22 protein-coding genes are annotated in these 14,961 nt (G+C 54.9%); 19 read left to right on the top strand and 3 right to left on the bottom strand.

Features of this window, described 5'->3' with window-relative positions; all coding sequences use genetic code 11:
• The first annotated feature begins 213 nt into the window (after positions 1-213).
• From K0O24_RS11760 to K0O24_RS11685, 17 genes are all read left to right on the top strand, one after another.
• Positions 214-543: a hypothetical protein gene (locus K0O24_RS11760; protein WP_219892930.1), complete on the top strand. Its 330-nt coding sequence runs from the start codon at positions 214-216 to the stop codon at positions 541-543.
• A 50-nt stretch (positions 544-593) separates the two neighbouring features.
• Positions 594-917 (top strand): hypothetical protein, encoded by a 324-nt coding sequence (locus K0O24_RS11755; RefSeq protein ID WP_219892929.1) that lies wholly within the window; start codon positions 594-596, stop codon positions 915-917.
• A gap of 79 nt (positions 918-996) precedes the next feature.
• Positions 997-2,652 (top strand): type IV secretory system conjugative DNA transfer family protein, encoded by a 1,656-nt coding sequence (locus tag K0O24_RS11750; protein ID WP_219892928.1) that lies wholly within the window; start codon positions 997-999, stop codon positions 2,650-2,652.
• Positions 2,633-2,860, top strand: coding sequence for a hypothetical protein (locus K0O24_RS11745; RefSeq protein WP_219892927.1), 228 nt, complete (start codon positions 2,633-2,635; stop codon positions 2,858-2,860). The genes K0O24_RS11750 and K0O24_RS11745 overlap by 20 nt, the downstream gene beginning before the upstream one ends.
• Positions 2,860-3,114, top strand: coding sequence for a hypothetical protein (locus K0O24_RS11740; RefSeq protein ID WP_219892926.1), 255 nt, complete (start codon positions 2,860-2,862; stop codon positions 3,112-3,114). Before K0O24_RS11745 ends, K0O24_RS11740 begins: the two co-directional genes overlap by 1 nt.
• A complete protein-coding gene (locus K0O24_RS11735) occupies positions 3,111-3,389 on the top strand; it encodes a hypothetical protein (protein ID WP_219892925.1) in 279 nt (92 codons plus the stop codon). The genes K0O24_RS11740 and K0O24_RS11735 overlap by 4 nt, the downstream gene beginning before the upstream one ends.
• A gap of 229 nt (positions 3,390-3,618) precedes the next feature.
• Positions 3,619-3,900, top strand: coding sequence for a hypothetical protein (locus K0O24_RS11730; protein ID WP_219892924.1), 282 nt, complete (start codon positions 3,619-3,621; stop codon positions 3,898-3,900).
• Between the two features lie 19 nt (positions 3,901-3,919).
• Positions 3,920-5,530, top strand: coding sequence for a recombinase family protein (locus tag K0O24_RS11725; RefSeq protein ID WP_219892923.1), 1,611 nt, complete (start codon positions 3,920-3,922; stop codon positions 5,528-5,530).
• Between the two features lie 29 nt (positions 5,531-5,559).
• Entirely contained in the window at positions 5,560-6,912 is a 1,353-nt protein-coding gene (locus tag K0O24_RS11720; protein ID WP_246610975.1) for a tyrosine-type recombinase/integrase, read from the top strand.
• A 72-nt stretch (positions 6,913-6,984) separates the two neighbouring features.
• Complete coding sequence (locus tag K0O24_RS11715; RefSeq protein WP_219892922.1) at positions 6,985-7,464, top strand: hypothetical protein; 480 nt, start codon at positions 6,985-6,987, stop codon at positions 7,462-7,464.
• Positions 7,465-8,400: 936 nt separating this feature from the next.
• Positions 8,401-8,958 carry a hypothetical protein gene (locus tag K0O24_RS11710; RefSeq protein ID WP_219892921.1) on the top strand — a complete coding sequence of 186 codons (558 nt, stop codon included), beginning with the start codon at positions 8,401-8,403 and terminating at the stop codon, positions 8,956-8,958.
• Between the two features lie 55 nt (positions 8,959-9,013).
• Positions 9,014-9,883, top strand: coding sequence for an AAA family ATPase (locus K0O24_RS11705; RefSeq protein WP_219892920.1), 870 nt, complete (start codon positions 9,014-9,016; stop codon positions 9,881-9,883).
• A gap of 236 nt (positions 9,884-10,119) precedes the next feature.
• Complete coding sequence (locus K0O24_RS11700; protein WP_219892919.1) at positions 10,120-10,431, top strand: hypothetical protein; 312 nt, start codon at positions 10,120-10,122, stop codon at positions 10,429-10,431.
• Positions 10,428-10,679 carry a hypothetical protein gene (locus K0O24_RS11695; RefSeq protein ID WP_219892918.1) on the top strand — a complete coding sequence of 84 codons (252 nt, stop codon included), beginning with the start codon at positions 10,428-10,430 and terminating at the stop codon, positions 10,677-10,679. The genes K0O24_RS11700 and K0O24_RS11695 overlap by 4 nt, the downstream gene beginning before the upstream one ends.
• A gap of 196 nt (positions 10,680-10,875) precedes the next feature.
• Positions 10,876-11,469, top strand: coding sequence for a hypothetical protein (locus K0O24_RS11690; protein WP_219892917.1), 594 nt, complete (start codon positions 10,876-10,878; stop codon positions 11,467-11,469).
• A complete protein-coding gene (locus tag K0O24_RS16965; protein WP_425514779.1) occupies positions 11,357-11,599 on the top strand; it encodes an HGGxSTG domain-containing protein in 243 nt (80 codons plus the stop codon). Before K0O24_RS11690 ends, K0O24_RS16965 begins: the two co-directional genes overlap by 113 nt.
• On the top strand, positions 11,596-11,772 hold the full coding sequence (locus tag K0O24_RS11685; protein WP_219892916.1) for a hypothetical protein: 177 nt from the start codon (positions 11,596-11,598) through the stop codon (positions 11,770-11,772). The genes K0O24_RS16965 and K0O24_RS11685 overlap by 4 nt, the downstream gene beginning before the upstream one ends.
• Positions 11,773-11,817: 45 nt before the next feature.
• On the opposite strand, the gene K0O24_RS11680 is transcribed toward K0O24_RS11685, so the two are convergent.
• On the bottom strand, positions 11,818-12,021 hold the full coding sequence (locus tag K0O24_RS11680; protein WP_484771499.1) for a hypothetical protein: 204 nt from the start codon (positions 12,019-12,021) through the stop codon (positions 11,818-11,820).
• Between the two features lie 253 nt (positions 12,022-12,274).
• Positions 12,275-12,937 carry a hypothetical protein gene (locus K0O24_RS11675; protein WP_219892914.1) on the bottom strand — a complete coding sequence of 221 codons (663 nt, stop codon included), beginning with the start codon at positions 12,935-12,937 and terminating at the stop codon, positions 12,275-12,277.
• Between the two features lie 190 nt (positions 12,938-13,127).
• Between K0O24_RS11675 and K0O24_RS11670 the strand changes: the two genes are divergently transcribed.
• Together K0O24_RS11670 and K0O24_RS11665 are read left to right on the top strand one after the other, a co-directional pair.
• On the top strand, positions 13,128-13,334 hold the full coding sequence (locus K0O24_RS11670; RefSeq protein WP_219892913.1) for a hypothetical protein: 207 nt from the start codon (positions 13,128-13,130) through the stop codon (positions 13,332-13,334).
• 99 nt (positions 13,335-13,433) lie between these two features.
• Positions 13,434-13,880: a hypothetical protein gene (locus tag K0O24_RS11665; RefSeq protein WP_219892912.1), complete on the top strand. Its 447-nt coding sequence runs from the start codon at positions 13,434-13,436 to the stop codon at positions 13,878-13,880.
• Between the two features lie 509 nt (positions 13,881-14,389).
• Here K0O24_RS11665 and K0O24_RS11660 read toward each other — a convergent pair.
• A complete protein-coding gene (locus K0O24_RS11660; protein ID WP_219892911.1) occupies positions 14,390-14,851 on the bottom strand; it encodes a hypothetical protein in 462 nt (153 codons plus the stop codon).
• Positions 14,852-14,961 lie beyond the last annotated feature (110 nt).

The following is a 14,961-nucleotide window of genomic DNA, read 5'->3' as shown; positions in this document are numbered from 1 at the left end:
CCTAGGAAGCGATCTACGCTTGCGCCACTTAAACGGGCGAGCCATTTGTGACTTGCCAATGTGATTGATCAATCGCGGCACCATGAAAGCAACGCACAACGGAGCGAGGCCATGATGCTGTGTCTAGAATGTGTAAAAAATGGATATTGCGTTCGAATAACTTCGCGCGTTGTAACGATAGACGAGGTTCTTGATCCTTTATTCGTCTATGATGTGCGTGATTTTTGCTGGCGACTTGGCATTTCGCGCGATGCGTGGCTTGATCGACTTGCAGGATGGCTCAGAGATTTCGATGGTCATTTTGTAGATCAAGCGGGGCGCTCGGTAGAGATCGATCTTGAATCGTTCGATACCCCAAGCATCCGATATTACTTTCGGGACAATGCGTGCACGCGGCCAAATCCGAACGGCTATGTTCATCCGATGGCGGTGGAACGCTTCCGGGTGATGGCGACAATCCTCAAGGCACGCTTCCCCGTCGTTGCGTCGACTTGGGGCAAGCGTGACCGGGACGCCCAAACCTTCCCCCCGTGCGCTGCCTGATGCGCCGATAATGGATCGAAATGCCGGACGCGCCCGCGTCCGGCAAACCCATGGGAGAACTCATCATGAATCAAAACGGAATCGACCAACGCCAACAAGAGAATGTCAGTTTCTTCATGCGGTCGCTTGAAGGGCTGGCGAAAGCCATAGCCTTGATCGTGGCCTTCCTCTTCACTCCCCCCTTCCACAATCTAACCGTGGGATGGGTTCAAGGCTACATGGCGCACCATTATGGTCATGGCATTGAAGGACTAGCAGGGCTGATTTGGTTTGGCTTGGTTGCAGTTGTTTCCTACCACTTCAGCAAAGCGATGATTGGCACGGCATTGCTGTTTGGTGGTCTCGGGATCGCAATGCGTCTTCTGCTCGCGTAATCCCCCCGCTCGGCAAACGAGCAAATCCTAAACCTGATCGGGAGGCTTCGGCCTCCCGCTTTCGTTTGGGAGAATGACATTGGATTACGAACCTGGATTCAGAGAGGAGTTTCGCTTCGGCTCAGCAGCCTGGGCAACGAAGAATGAGATTGCTCAGGCTGGAATGTTAAACCGGTGCGGCCCGCAGGTTGGATTTTTCGAGGGGCTGCCGTTGCATCTGGATTCTGATGCTCCAATGATTACGGTTGCCGGTGCCGGAGCCGGAAAGTGCACATCGGTGCTTTCATTCTTGCTCTGTCAGCTTCATGTCGAGCGCTTCTTCGTGCTCGATCTACGCGGCGAACTTGGCGCGATCTCCATCCACAATTTTGCAGCGAAAGGCATCAACGCGCACTTCTGGAACCCTTGCTCATTGGCTGGGCTGCCACATGACAAATGCAATCCGCTGGACGTTCTGCGTCGAGACAGCGGCAGGCTTCATGCTGACGCGAAAATGATCGCAGAGAGTTTGATTCCCTTCACGGAAGGCGGTTCGGGGAGATATTTCGAACAGCGTGCGCGAGACTGGCTTGATACCTTTTTGGTTTATCTGGTCGATAGGTATGGGTTCGTTGATTTTCCGATGTTGTCGGTACTCGTCAATTCAGTTGAAGGGAACACAGACGCTTGGCTTGATGAGGCCGAAATCATGTCGATCTCGCCATTTCCCAGCGTTCGCCGAACCGTCGGCGAAATGATTGCAAAGCAAAAGGAAGCGCCTAAAGAATTTGGTGGCATACTGGGGACGATATACGGCTGCTTATCGTTTCTTGATGATCCGGCTCTTCTAGCAAGTTTGGATAACGCCGATTTTTCGCTTGCTGCCCTTTGCGATGAAGCGCGGCCATCCACATTTTTTCTAAATGTGCCACACGAATATGTCGGCGTTTGGTCGCCATTGCTTCGCTGTTTTTTCACCAGCGCTATGTTGTATAAATCCCGCAAACCTGAAGCGCCTCGCATCACGATGCTGATCGATGAGGCAGGTCAGTTAGGAAATTTCACGGCGCTTCTAAAAGCTTACACCTTCGGGAGAGGCGCTGGGATTAGGACCTGGGCATTTTTCCAGGACCTTTCACAGATTCAGCGAAACTACGGCACGACCGCGCTCCAGAGTTTTCTGGGGTCAGCTCAGTTCAGGCAGTTCTTTGGGATACGTGACATTCAAACGGCGGAGATTGTTTCCAAAATGCTCGGCGTTGAAACGTTGGAGTATGTGAACCCTTTGCAGCGTGAGCGTGCAAAGCATGGAAAAATGCAGGCGCTGCTTGAGATTCTGACAGGCAACAACCCTCTCGCATCCGCACGGGAATATAAACGCCTGAGATGGGAGATTGAGCATCGCGAGAAGCAGACGCGGCAGTTGCTGACGCCTGACGAGGTTCTCGTGATGGCAGAGCAAAAGCAGATTATCTTCATCTCTGGTCTGAATTTACGACCAATCTTCGCGGAGAAGTATCCCTACTATCTCCGGCCTGAAATGGCAGGAAAATTCCTGCCCAACCCATATCACCCGCCATGTGATTCCGTTGTCGTGCAGACAGACCAAGGACCGCAGCGTCGGTGCGTGATTACCGAACCGGTTCCCCCCGAACTTGCTCACTACCCGCAGTACAGAAACGGATCGTGGTCATACGTCGATGGCTACCGCCCTTCGCTCGGGAGAAACTTGAACAATGATGATCTCAGATTTTGATGACGAACTGCCTTTGCGCGGTCGTTCGCCGACCCACGACGTTTATGTCGAGGAAACCAACCGCGACGGCTCTGATCGCCGTCGCAAGATTGGTGTCGGCTATGCCCATTTTGATGGCAGCGGCATTCAAATCCTCCTCGATTGCGTGCCGCTGACCGGCTCGATCAGCGTCCGCGACAAACATCCCCGCAAAAAGGAAATGCACTGATGTCTGAAACTGAAAAACCGAACCGGCCAAGCCATATCGCCTATCAGGTCCGTGACGGTGCCGAAGGTGCTTCGCACTTCAACCGGATCGGCTCTGCGTTCGCGCACAAGGATGGCCAGGGATACAACGTGCGGCTAGATTCGGTTCCCGTGGACGGTCGAATTACGCTCCGCACGGTCAAGGAACGGATCGCTGAAGCGCGCGAAGAGCGGAACAATCCTTCGCCTCGCGGTCGTGGTGAAATCGAGCGGTGAAAGCGCCGCGCGGACTTGGCTTCAATGAGCGGGCTGCGCCAAAAGCGCAGCCCGCCGCCACGAAGGCCGAACTCATGGCTCGCCTCAACGCGCGCCAGACACCAAAGATTGAACGTGTGCTCGAACCGGCGGGACATTCCCGCAATGTCGTCAAATCGGCCTATGCGGCTGAGAACGAAAGGCAGATCGCAAATATCCGCGAGCGCCTGCTCGATGCGCGCATGAGGCTGCGAACCGGTTTTGCCAAGTCGAAGGATATGGATCGCGGTCGCTAGACAAACCTCACCAAGAATGGCGGAATGCCGCCAATTGTTTGACGTATTGAGTAGAATTTGCTATAATTAAATTATAAGACGGCTGCGTATATAGTAACTTTATTACTCGAAGCTGCGCGATGACCGAGGACGCCGGTCAAGCTCCGAAAGCCTGATCGCTAGCATAAGCTGCGCAGCGATCCCCCCGATGGGGTTTGCGCTTTCGGTTAAAAACCAACGGGAACGCAGCTTGAAGAGTTGGCTTATGGACTTGCCATTGAACGGTCGCTTTCGGGAGAAAGCAGAGATTATCTGGTCGTCATGTGCGGAGGAAGATGAATATACACGCCTCCTGACTCGTCTACTTGCACATTTCGCCGATGATGCTTTTCATCTGCTTCCAAGCCACGAGAATGCACGGATTTTTGAAGAAAATCCTTTAATTCCAGCACCAAATCATGCTAAATTTCCTCTGAAATCAGCGAAAACCAAACGCGTCAGACCAGCCGGATTGTCCGGCGGGCCGCGATAGGATTCCGGAGGGAAGCGCCATGGCATATGATACACAAACAAAAGCAGTGATTTACTGCCGCGTATCGAGCGCCAAGCAGACTGTGCGTGGCGATGGCCTTGGTTCACAGGAAACACGCTGCCGCGAATATGCCCGCCATCGCGGGCATGACGTCGTGCGCGTGTTCAAGGATGATGCATCGGGCAGCCTCGTCACGCGCCCTGCCATGAAGGAAATGCTGGGCTTTCTCAAAAGCCGGAAAAAAGATTCCTATGTCGTCATCATTGACGATATCAGCCGTCTTGCGCGCGGCCTTGATGCGCACCTTCGGCTTCGTGCCGCGATCAATGCCGCTGGCGCGTCTTTGGAGTCGCCGACGCTGACCTTCGGGGAAGACTCAGATAGTCAGTTGATCGAGAATTTGCTTGCGAGTGTTTCGCAGCACGGTCGGCAAAAGAACGGAGAGCAAACCAAAAACAGAATGCGCGCTCGCGCAATGAATGGGTTTTGGGTTTTCCAGGCTCCAACCGGATATCGCTATGAGCGCGTGAGTGGCGGCGGAAAAATGCTCGTCAAGGTCGAGCCGCTCGCTTCGATCATCAAGGAAGCACTCGAAGGCTATGCGAGCGAGCGGTTCACGTCTCAGGCGGAGGTTAAGCGCTTCCTCGAACTGCACCCTGAGTTTCCGTTTCGCGGGAACGGGGAAGTGGCAAATCAGCGCGTCACCGACATTCTGACGCAGCCGCTCTACGCCGGATATCTCGAACTGCCGCGCTGGGACGTAAATCTCCGCAAGGCACAGCATGAAGGCCTCATCAGCTATGAAACCTTCCTGACCATTCAGGAACGCATCCACGGCAAAGCTCGTGCGCCCTTCCGCAAGGACATCAACGCGGACTTCCCGCTGCGCGGCTTCGTGTGCTGCGGTGATTGTGGGCATCCCCTGACCGCCAACTGGTCAAAGGGGAGCCACGGTCACTACGCTTATTATCTGTGCCGCACGAAGGGCTGTGCAAGCGCTGGGAAGTCCATCGCTCGTGCAAAGGTCGAAGGCGAATTTGAAGAGCTGCTCAAGCGGCTCGCGCCGTCGGAAGATCTGATCGCGATTGCCGCGAAAATTTTCCGCAACCTCTGGGATCAGCGCCTTGCATCCGCTGCTGAGCAAAAGAAGTCGATGGCTGCCGAGCTGTCACAGATTGATCGCAAGATCGAACAGCTTCTCGACCGGATTGTGGATGCGGACAGCTCCGCTGTGATCAAAGCCTACGAAAAGCGTGTCAGCGAATATGAGAGTCGGAAGGCACTTTTGAGCGAAAGAATCGCAAATTGCGGGCGACCGGCGCGAGGCTATGACGAAACTTTTCGAACGGCGATGGAATTCCTCGGAAATCCGCAGAAACTCTGGGCTTCCGAGCGTTTGGAGGACAAGCGCGCAGTGCTCAAACTGGCATTTGCGGGCCATCTTTCATATCAGCGAATTGAAGGCTTTCGAACGCCGGAAATCGCCTTGCCCTTCAAGGCTTTAGGCGATTTTTCTGGTCTAAAAAGGGAAATGGCGCGCCCGGAACGATTCGAACGTCCGACCCTCAGATTCGTAGTTTTAAGGCCCGACTTGCACCGGCTATCAGAGAGATATGCGCACATTGCATGAAGCAGAGTATTTGAGCCACTGTTCTTTGCATGTTCTTTCTTGCTGTTGCAGGGATTTTCAGCTACCGTGATTGCTATGTGGTTTCGATGGTAAGTTCAGCAATCACCATCCGCGCAATCGATGCGCTCAAGCCTCAGGCGCGGGATGCGTTCCTTTGGGATGATGATCCGCGCGGATTTGGACTCAAAATTACACCAGCAGGGCGCAAGGTTTACGTGCTGCAATATCGGTTTGGTGGCGGTCGTTCTGCCACTACCCGCCGGTACACAATTGGCGCTCATGGATCGCCTTGGACTCCGGAAACTGCCCGCAAGGAAGCGAAGCGCTTGCTGGCTCGGGTTTCCGAAGGGTTCAACCCAGCGGAAGAGCGCAAGCAATCACGGCAAGATGCAATCGAGTTGGCCTTTTCAGGCTACGCCGACGAGTTTCTGAAGCAATGTGTAAAGAAGGACTGGCCGAAGTCCTATGACTTTGCGGAGGGCATCTTACGGCTTCATGTGAAGCCGGTCTGGAAGCGCAAACCGCTACCAACAATCAAAAAGTCGGACGTGATCCATTTGCTGGACAATATCCCGATTGAAAAGGTTGCGCTCCGCCGCAACATTTATGCAGTGGTGCGTCGCCTCTTCACCTGGGCAGTTTCTCGCGATGATCTGAAGCAATCGCCGATGGTCGGCATGGAGGCACCGAGCGAAGCTGTGGCCCGTGACCGCGTGTTGAAGGAAGAGGAAATCCGCGTTTTCTGGTCTGCCGCTGGCGAGCTTGGTTATCCGTTCGCCGGTTTCTATCGCTTGCTCTTGGTGACGGTGCAGCGGCGGGAAGAGGTTGCCGGGCTCGCATGGAAGGAACTTGATCGCGATGCATCACTGTGGCGCCTGCCAAAAGAGCGTGCCAAGAACGGTCGCGCCAATAACATCCCTCTTTCTGATTTGGCGATTGCGATAATCGACGAAATTGCAGGTGGTGATAAATGGCCCCGGCGAGGCTACGTATTCTCCACAACCGGCAAGACGTCGATCAGCGGCTTTTCAAGGGGCAAGCGGCGGCTGGACAACGAAATGCTGGCGCTTACGATCAAGGAGGCTGAAGGCGACGACCCCTACCCTATCGAGCCTTGGCGCATTCATGATCTGCGCCGAACCGGCGCGACCTTTATGCAGGCGCTCGGTATTCGCTTTGAGGTTATCGAGGCGCTTACGAACCATATGATCATGCAGCGCTCAAAGGTGTCGGCGGTTTATCAGCGCCATGATTGGGCAGTCGAAAAGCGTGATGCAATGAGGATTTGGTCTGCTGAGATTCGCCGGATCGTGAATATAGAGAAGCCTGATTCAAATGTTGTTCAACTCGCTCCGGCGAGCGTGAACGGGCGACACGGCTAGGGTAGCTCCCGAACGCCGGACCGCACCGGCTGCCGTGTCGTCTCCCAAGTGCGGGTGCCAGCGGAGGCATGAATGAGTTGGTCGGAATTGTATTGCAGAGGCGTCGCGCCGGTTCAGCCAACCGGCTGGTTATTTAGCTGTGCGGCAATCTCCAGAATGATCTGCACGTTCGATGAGCATCAATTTGCGGGCCAATTGAGGGCCTTCGAAGCTCAATTTAATGCGGGAAATGTCAGCAATGTTCATCCTCGCCCAGTCCGACAAAATACACTGGGCTCATGCGCGATCCTTGACACTCCTTTGGCAGAAGTTTCGGAAGACGAAATCGACCATCGAGATCACGTAGCAGCGCCGTTTGAGTTTGTGTTTCATGACGTAGGCCAGGCTGTGTTCGATGGTCGAATTGGAACGGCTTTCCGTGACAAAAAAGGCGGTGAATTATTTTTGGTGCCGGTAGCGTGGTGGGGCATAGATGATTTTTGGCATCGCTTCGCAACAGGCGGAATCAATCCCCTGCAACCATATGATTGCGATGCCGAACAAACACATTGACTCTATTTCCATGAAAAGTCGTGGCTCCAGTTTCATGACAACTATCGCCAGTATTGGGGGCTCTCACTGCAACATACTCGCCACATTGAGCACTATGACGATTCGTCCGTAAAAGTGGCGCAACCTTGGGTCGGATCGCACTCAGTTGAGGTTCCGATCTCTAGAGGTAGAGGTGGCCGCAGACCTGTGCGCGAGTGGCCAGCATTTGCCGCTGCTTTGGCTGAATGGGTTCATCTGCGAGACGATGATGCTGAAGGCATCGCCGGGCGTGGCCCCGATACTATTTTGAATGAGGTTTTCGAAATCCTAGCTGAGCGAGGGTGCGATACCCTCGAACGATCAACATTCCAGCCAGCTACGCAAGAACTCGTCAAACGAATGAGGGAACGCGCGCTAATAGCCTAGTTGTTGGCATTGTCGGCATGTTGTCGGCATATCAATCGGCGTGAATTGCCGCACCTTGCAGCGAGTAGCCCGTCATTGGGACAGGCTCGCAAGGAATTGGCAATGACACCCAAATCTCTGATGAACGAGCACGAGTGCGCAATCTATCGCTCTTGCTCTGTCTCCACGATCCAAAAAGAGCGCGTGCGCGGTGATGGTCCTCCGTACATCAAGATGGGGCGCTTAGTCCGTTACCGTCCTGAAGATGTCGATCAGTGGCTGGCTGCCCGGCTGACATACTCAACATCTCAGCTTGCGGCATAGTGTTGTGGGAAAACCCCCGGCACTCGCTGCCCATGAAATGCGAGAACGCCGCACGATCCTCACCGTGCGGCGTCCCGAAGTCGACAAGCTCCTGGCAGGGCTCAATCTCGATCAATTTCCTACAGAAATGCGGTTTGAGATTCAAGCGGTTGCGGACCGCCTATGGCGGGAAAGCAACCGCTGGAAAGTTCGCAAAAGTCAGGAAGTGTTTGCAAGGAGGATCGATAAATGAAGATCGACCTGCATAGTGAATACAGGCTCGCGACGGCAGCCGTCAGGCAGCCGCATCTTGACCGGATACGCGAACTCGGCGTTCATCCCACCACCATTGCGGAACATGCTCTGCGCTTTAGGTTCATGGGCTTTGGCATCCTCAATGGTACTATCAACAGCGGCGGCCATTTCGTTCCAGGCGATGGTCCAGCGCATGTCGTGCAACCAGTCATTGAAGGCGGGGAGTTGGCCGATCTCGTTGCCTGGCGCAGTCTGCAGCCGTCTCGTTGGGGCCTGCGTGGCGGTAAAGGCTGGGCGCTCGGTGCTGATACCCTCTCGAATTTTGGCTCTTGGGCGAACAGCACAACCCTTTGTGAAAGTCCGCTCGATTGGCTTCGTTTGGGTTGCGCAGGTGGATGTATTGTCGACTGGGACGCGCCCGAGGTCGAAACGCTTGCTGGCTGGGAAACGATCGAAACGTCTGCGTCTTTGGCGCTTGCCCTTCGCTCTCGCATCGAACGCTCGCGTCGCATCCCCGACATAATAGCAAAGGACCTGCGCAATGCCGCGTGACTTCTCAGCTTTCGCGGCCAATGTAATTGAGCCACTACGCCCATCAATATGTGCGGTGAGCCTCGACTGCTTTCTCCAGATGGAACTCCCGCCGAAGGAGCAGATCCTTGCACCGTGGTTGCCCGCAAAGGGCCTGTGCATGGTGTTTGCCCCGCGCGGCGTGGGCAAGACCCTCTTCGGACTTGGCGTTGCCTATGCTGTCGCTTCTGGAGGCTCGTTTCTGTGCTGGCAGGCAACGAAGCCCCGCAAGGTCATTCTGCTCGATGGCGAGATGCCCGCCGTCACACTACAGGAGCGGCTCGCCAGCATCGTCCAGAATGCAGCAATGTCACCACCTGACGGCGACTTTATTCGGCTGTTGTCATCCGATCTGTGCGAATTTGGGCTGCCCGATCTCGCGACAGAGGAAGGGCAGCGGGAAATTGAACCACATCTGGGCAATGCTGAACTCGTTGTGGTCGACAATCTCTCGACCCTGGCGCGATCCGGCAAGGAGAACGAAGCCGACAGCTGGGGCCTGATGCAATCATGGGCACTTAAGCTGCGCCGCGAAGGTCGATCAGTCCTGTTCGTCCACCATGCGGGCAAGGGCGGCGAACAACGCGGCACCAGCAAGCGCGAAGACGTTATGGACACGGTCATCAAGCTCTCCCGCCCAGCAGACTACTGCGCGACCGAGGGCGCGCGCTTCAATGTCGAGTTTACAAAATCACGGGGTTTTTCCGGCGCCGATGCAGAGCCCTTCGAAGCGCTCTACCGTGACGGTATATGGAGCACGCGCAAACTTGAAGACGTTAGAACCACACAGGTCCTGTCGCTGAAGGCCGAGGGCATGACGCAGCGTGACATCGCCAGCGAATTGGGAATCGGTTTGGCCACCGTCAATCGCATTCTCAAGAAAGCCAGCAATGGAGGCGAGCAATGAATCTCAAAGCCATCGCCGAACAAACATTGGCTCGCCTTCAACCAGATGGAACAACATTTGGAACACGGCTGGAACAGGTGGAACGTCAAGAACCTTGCTCCACGGAACCGCGATCCTGTTCCACCCTTTTGGAACACGCGAGCCCTCAGAAAACAGCCATTAGCGGGCCATGTTCCATTGTTCCACTCTCTAGGAAACGGAACAGTGGAACACCGGCATTGCCGCCCGCGATTGTCGTGGGGCTCAATCGGCTGCGCGGCATGCATGTGCCGCATATCACGCGCCCAGAAGTCTGGCCGGAGATAGTTACCGACGCTCAGCGATTGGCATCAGAAGGCTGGGCCGTCTCAGCACTAGGCTTGGGCTGGTCGCCGCTCGAGCTATGGGGCTGGTCGCCAGAACAGGAAGGCCTCGCGGTGTGGCTCGCTGGCCGACCGCTCGTCCTGGTGGATGACACGATGGCAATCGTCCGCGTCGGGTCCTTGCGGTCTGTGTTCAATCGCTGGGACGCGACCAGAGCAAAGCTGCTTTGGGAGATTGCCCCATGATAAAGCGATCCGATCTTCCTGCTGGTGGCGCCTTCTTCCGGATGAACATTCTGCCTGGAGTGTTGTTTGCACGCTTCCCTATTGAAACGCCGCCCCCAGACGGCACCCTTGGCTTCGTGAATACGACCGAATGGCAAAGCGCTGCGATCTGGCAGGACGGGCAATGGCTCAATGCCAGCAAGCGCCCCATGAAGCGGACGCCGACCCACTGGACTGTCATTGTGGATGATGAGAACTGTAATGGTTGATCGCGCTCGCCCCAAGAATGAGCCGTGCAAACCGCCTCCGCCTGACGCACTCGCCAAATCTATCGTGGCTGCCCGCGAACGCTGCATGAAGCGCAGGCATGGTCCGCCTGTATTCTTGATTCGGGAAAAGGACGGATCATTCCGCTGGGACTGGCCATACAATCAGAGTCCTGCGGAAAACGAAGACTGGAAGTTCTTGATCGTGGACGCGTTCGGCACCCGTCATTCGATGGTGGCGGCTGCTTTCATAAATCACCTCCTCGACGTGTGCTCCCACACTTACGATGACGAGTCACAGCGCTGGATTCCGGAGGAAGAGCAGGTCGTCATGCTTCTGCACATTGTGAATGCGCACAAGCCACGCAACGAAGCTGAAGCGGCCCTCGCTGCGCAAATGGCGGTAACGCACATGCTGCTGATGAAAGTCGGCAAGCGGGTTGCGGACTACACTTACGACACAAAGATGATCGGGGCTTTTGCGAACCTCGCGAAGACGTCTGCATTCCAGCATGAAGTTATGGCGGGCGTGAAGGGCAAGCGCCGTTCAACAAGTCAGAAGATCACCGTGCGGCAGGAAAAGCACGTTCATCAGCATGTCCACATCAATCATATCAATGGGGGGAAGGATTTTAATGACCGACAAGCCCAAGCGTCCATGGCAGGCCGGTTTGAAAAAAATGCAGACGGAAGCCCCGCGCTGCCAGGCCCGGAAGAAACAGGGCGGGTCGTGCCGTTCGATGGCGGTAAAGGGAAAGCGGGTGTGCCGGATTCATGGCGGGTCAAAGGGTAGCGGCGCGCCGAAAGGTCCCGCCAATGGCATGTACAAGCATGGGCACAAGACAGGTGAGGCTTTGGAGCTACGCAAGCAGGTTTCGCGCCTGCTGGGCATCCTGAGGCCGTCTGACGGAGAAGTGATATGACCGAACCAAACAAGATCCGGACCATGGCAGATACCGCGCGCGAAACTGGCGTGCGGCTCAATGCGGAATTGCAGGCCACAAGCGATCCAGAGGCGCGCAAAGCCCTTCGGCTTCGGATCAAGTCGGTGCGATTCCTGGAAAGGTGGTGTCGCTCTCGGGCTGGTTATCGGTAATTTTGTCAGGCCCTAAAAAAGGGGAGCTTTGGCCGATAGCAGCGCTCAGTGTGTGATCGATGGCGGCTGGCTACCTTCGAGCAGTTCGTTCTGCGCCTTCCTTTTGAGGACTGCATCGGCTTCCTCAAAGGTGACATCCCCTTCGTCCACAAGCTGCTGGACCAGCCGTCGAAACAGATCGCTCTTCTCCTGTGACGTCATCTCGCCTTTGATCTTAGCCATAAACTGCGTCCCACGTTTACGGAGCATTCAGTGGGCCTCCGTATCCAAATCATTATGTATAGGTGCCGACTTAAATGGTCCATTGCTGACGATGCTATGGTTTGTGAGCCTTGTCGCGGGCGCTGTTCGGTCGGCGTATTGGCTTCAATATTGGCCTGTTTGGGTTCGACCCAACTCCAATGGCTGTCGCGCTAAACCCCAAATGTCTGCTTTTCGCAATTTAGCCCCAAAACCGGACCGTCCGGAATCGACCCCTTAGCGGACATTTTGTAGGATTGGGCTAGCCCTTAATCTGACGGTGGCAATCCTCAAAATGGCTCAGTCCATCATCCCATCTTGCGGGAACATAGGCGCGTATTGCGCCCCATCGCCCATTTTGTTGCGGCAACGTGAGACAGAAAAGTTCTTCTGAATATGTCTTGCTCCACAATGGCGGACGGGTTGCCGCAAGATCAGCATATAATTCGTTCGTAATAGGCACATCTACCTCGCGGCCGTCTGGAAATAATCTCGCTGCCGCGAATGTTCCGGACTTTCCAGTTCGTACGCCCATAATTCTAACCTGCGCCGATTGTATTTCAGTCTCTAAATTGGCGAATGAAGCCAACTCAAATGCCCACCGACCTAAGTAGGAGAAGGTCACGACGCTCAACGCGATGAGCGAAATTGCGGCAAAGATCGCTTTGGAACGCCCAAAAGTTTTCGCGCTTCTCTGCGCAAGGATTTGGGCCACCACGCCACCTAAGGCTAAACCTGCGAGGCAAGCTACCCATTGGAGCGGGGTCGGCAATTCGGTCAGCAGGGTCGTTCTGCCTCCGAAGGTTTCCCGAGCCACGAACGCGACGAACGGCAATCCCATTGCCCATCCGACAAATCGACGAGCCGACTTTTCCTGGTCCTCGTCATCAGTAGAATTGGAAAATTGGGCCTGTTCGCATTCCACCTGACACATCCTATAAAAATGTCCGCCTCGCTGTACCTCTGATGATGTATACGTTTCGATGCTTTGGCAACGACCGCTTTACACCCCAAATGAGACATAGCGGTCAGTCTGAGAGCGACCCCATTGCGGACATTAGTGGAGCGACTTTGGCCCATTGCGGAATTTCTGACGACGGAGCACAATCCATCGCATGACCCTCATTGACCATCAGCGTTTAGTTCGCAAGGCAACCTTGTTTGCGTGTTGGACGCTGGCCATTTTGCTCGCGGCGCAAGTGTTGTTAAGTGCGGACTTTCATGGGCTTCCATTTTTGGCCTTTGCTCTGATTCTCGGCCCTCCTGGACTTAGTCTATTTGTCAGAACGATTTGGATGCGCCTTGTGGCCAAACGACCCTAAATGTCCGCTTTCCACCCCTTAGTTGCCGAAGTGGCTCGGCCGCTAATTAGGGAATTGAAGCCAGTTAGCTTGCCATCTGTTTAATGCTATAAGTTGGCTATGGAATTGCTCACGCCATCCAAACGCTGGCCAATTTGGGTGCTCTCGGCGGGCATTCCATCTGGGCTCGTCGCCACAAGCTTCCTTTACTACCCGTTGCTGCTGAAGTCTGGCGTTCTCGATCCCAACGCAGACTCCACTGGCATTCCAATGTTTCAGGACCTGTATTTGGCCATTGTTGCCACACCCTTCGTTGTCGCTCTTACTTGGGTCAGCTTGCGCAAATATCAGGGAAAAAGTAGATTGTTCGGATGGAATGGCGAGATGCCGGTGCGCTCTTGGGTGACCAGCATCCTTGTGGCCCTGATTATTGCCGAACTTCTTTCCGAAAATATCATGGGCTTAATTTCTCCGACTTGGTGGTGTGAGATCGTCTGGCTTCCATATTCGGCCTTATGGGTGGTTTGGCTGCTAATGTTGAGGGCGGCTTCGCTGTCAAAGCGCTAGCAGGCAATGTCAGCTTTCCACCCCAATTATGTCGCTGGCGCCTGTTGGCGCTTGCTCCGATTGCAGACGTTCGCAGGCTATGGCAAGTCGTGCCATGCTTAGAAAAGCTTCAGCGACGGTTTGCCTGATTATAGGCGGGCTCGTAGGCGCCTATAACGTCATATTCGCTCTCGCTGCGTGGAATGAATGGCAGTGCGGGATGAACACCTTCAATCTGGCATTCCTGAGCGCCGTCGCAGTTGTCCTACTCCCTGTGGGGGCCGTCCTCTATCGGCCCCTAGTGCCGGGAGGCTTACAATCTCGCTGGATATTCTTGCCGCTCTTGGTCTTTGGCGGCTTCGAGCTTTTCCTGTTCTCAGGATTGCTACCCGAATGCCCGTATCTCGCCCGCTAGAATGTCCGCTTTCCACCCCAAAGACGTCGAAGCGGTGCGCCAGTAATCGACCCCATTGCGGACATTGGCGGCTGGAATGGCTGCAGTAGGCGCTTTAGCAGCTTATTCGACATTGTCAGGAATTGGATGCTTTTTGGCGCACGCGCGCAAATGCGTAAAAAAGCAACGCGGCTGGCAGGGCGACCGGCAAAGAAAGCAGACCGATGCTCGTTCCCGTAAATTGCCACAGCGCAAAGCTGCTGATTGTAATCGCCGCCAATGCACCGGCACTCGCCCACCTAAATGGATGACGAAGCACTGAGTTGGCGAAGACAACTGCCACGATACTCGCAACCACAATAAGTGGGGCAGACGCCATCGCCAAAATCTTAATTAGCCACCAACCTTCCGCACCAAGAAATAATAGTGGCAAAAAGGCGATCACATAACTTAGCGTAGCTATAACAGCTACGTAGACGCGAGGTCCTTCCGCGAAACTCCGGGGTCCAGCCATAAGCAATCCTAAACCGTTTTTTTCAACTTCCCACCCCAAAGTCGCCAATGAATGGGCGGCAGGTTCGACCCCCAAAGTAGTCACTAGTTCGCTGGCAAAGTGCGCTGCCTCTTCGGGAAAAACTGTCCGCACTAATTTTCGCGTCGAGTGCTATTTGCGACGGCGCGCTTTTAGCGTCTCGTCCGCCTGGCGGG

The organism is Aquisediminimonas profunda, assembly GCF_019443285.1.
GTDB lineage: Bacteria > Pseudomonadota > Alphaproteobacteria > Sphingomonadales > Sphingomonadaceae > Aquisediminimonas > Aquisediminimonas profunda.
Note: the sequence above shows the minus strand (reverse complement) of the source record. Positions and strands in the feature narration are given on the sequence as shown.

Coding starts and splice junctions, on each gene's coding strand:
- K0O24_RS11755 (WP_219892929.1), top strand. CDS start 594: ATGGGAGAACTCATCATGAATCAAAACGGAATCGACCAACGCCAACAA.
- K0O24_RS11745 (WP_219892927.1), top strand. CDS start 2,633: ATGATGATCTCAGATTTTGATGACGAACTGCCTTTGCGCGGTCGTTCG.
- K0O24_RS11740 (WP_219892926.1), top strand. CDS start 2,860: ATGTCTGAAACTGAAAAACCGAACCGGCCAAGCCATATCGCCTATCAG.
- K0O24_RS11725 (WP_219892923.1), top strand. CDS start 3,920: ATGGCATATGATACACAAACAAAAGCAGTGATTTACTGCCGCGTATCG.
- K0O24_RS11720 (WP_246610975.1), top strand. CDS start 5,560: ATGTTCTTTCTTGCTGTTGCAGGGATTTTCAGCTACCGTGATTGCTAT.
- K0O24_RS11715 (WP_219892922.1), top strand. CDS start 6,985: ATGAGTTGGTCGGAATTGTATTGCAGAGGCGTCGCGCCGGTTCAGCCA.
- K0O24_RS11710 (WP_219892921.1), top strand. CDS start 8,401: ATGAAGATCGACCTGCATAGTGAATACAGGCTCGCGACGGCAGCCGTC.
- K0O24_RS11695 (WP_219892918.1), top strand. CDS start 10,428: ATGATAAAGCGATCCGATCTTCCTGCTGGTGGCGCCTTCTTCCGGATG.
- K0O24_RS16965 (WP_425514779.1), top strand. CDS start 11,357: ATGCAGACGGAAGCCCCGCGCTGCCAGGCCCGGAAGAAACAGGGCGGG.
- K0O24_RS11685 (WP_219892916.1), top strand. CDS start 11,596: ATGACCGAACCAAACAAGATCCGGACCATGGCAGATACCGCGCGCGAA.
- K0O24_RS11680 (WP_484771499.1), bottom strand. CDS start 12,021: ATGCTCCGTAAACGTGGGACGCAGTTTATGGCTAAGATCAAAGGCGAG.
- K0O24_RS11670 (WP_219892913.1), top strand. CDS start 13,128: ATGACCCTCATTGACCATCAGCGTTTAGTTCGCAAGGCAACCTTGTTT.
- K0O24_RS11665 (WP_219892912.1), top strand. CDS start 13,434: ATGGAATTGCTCACGCCATCCAAACGCTGGCCAATTTGGGTGCTCTCG.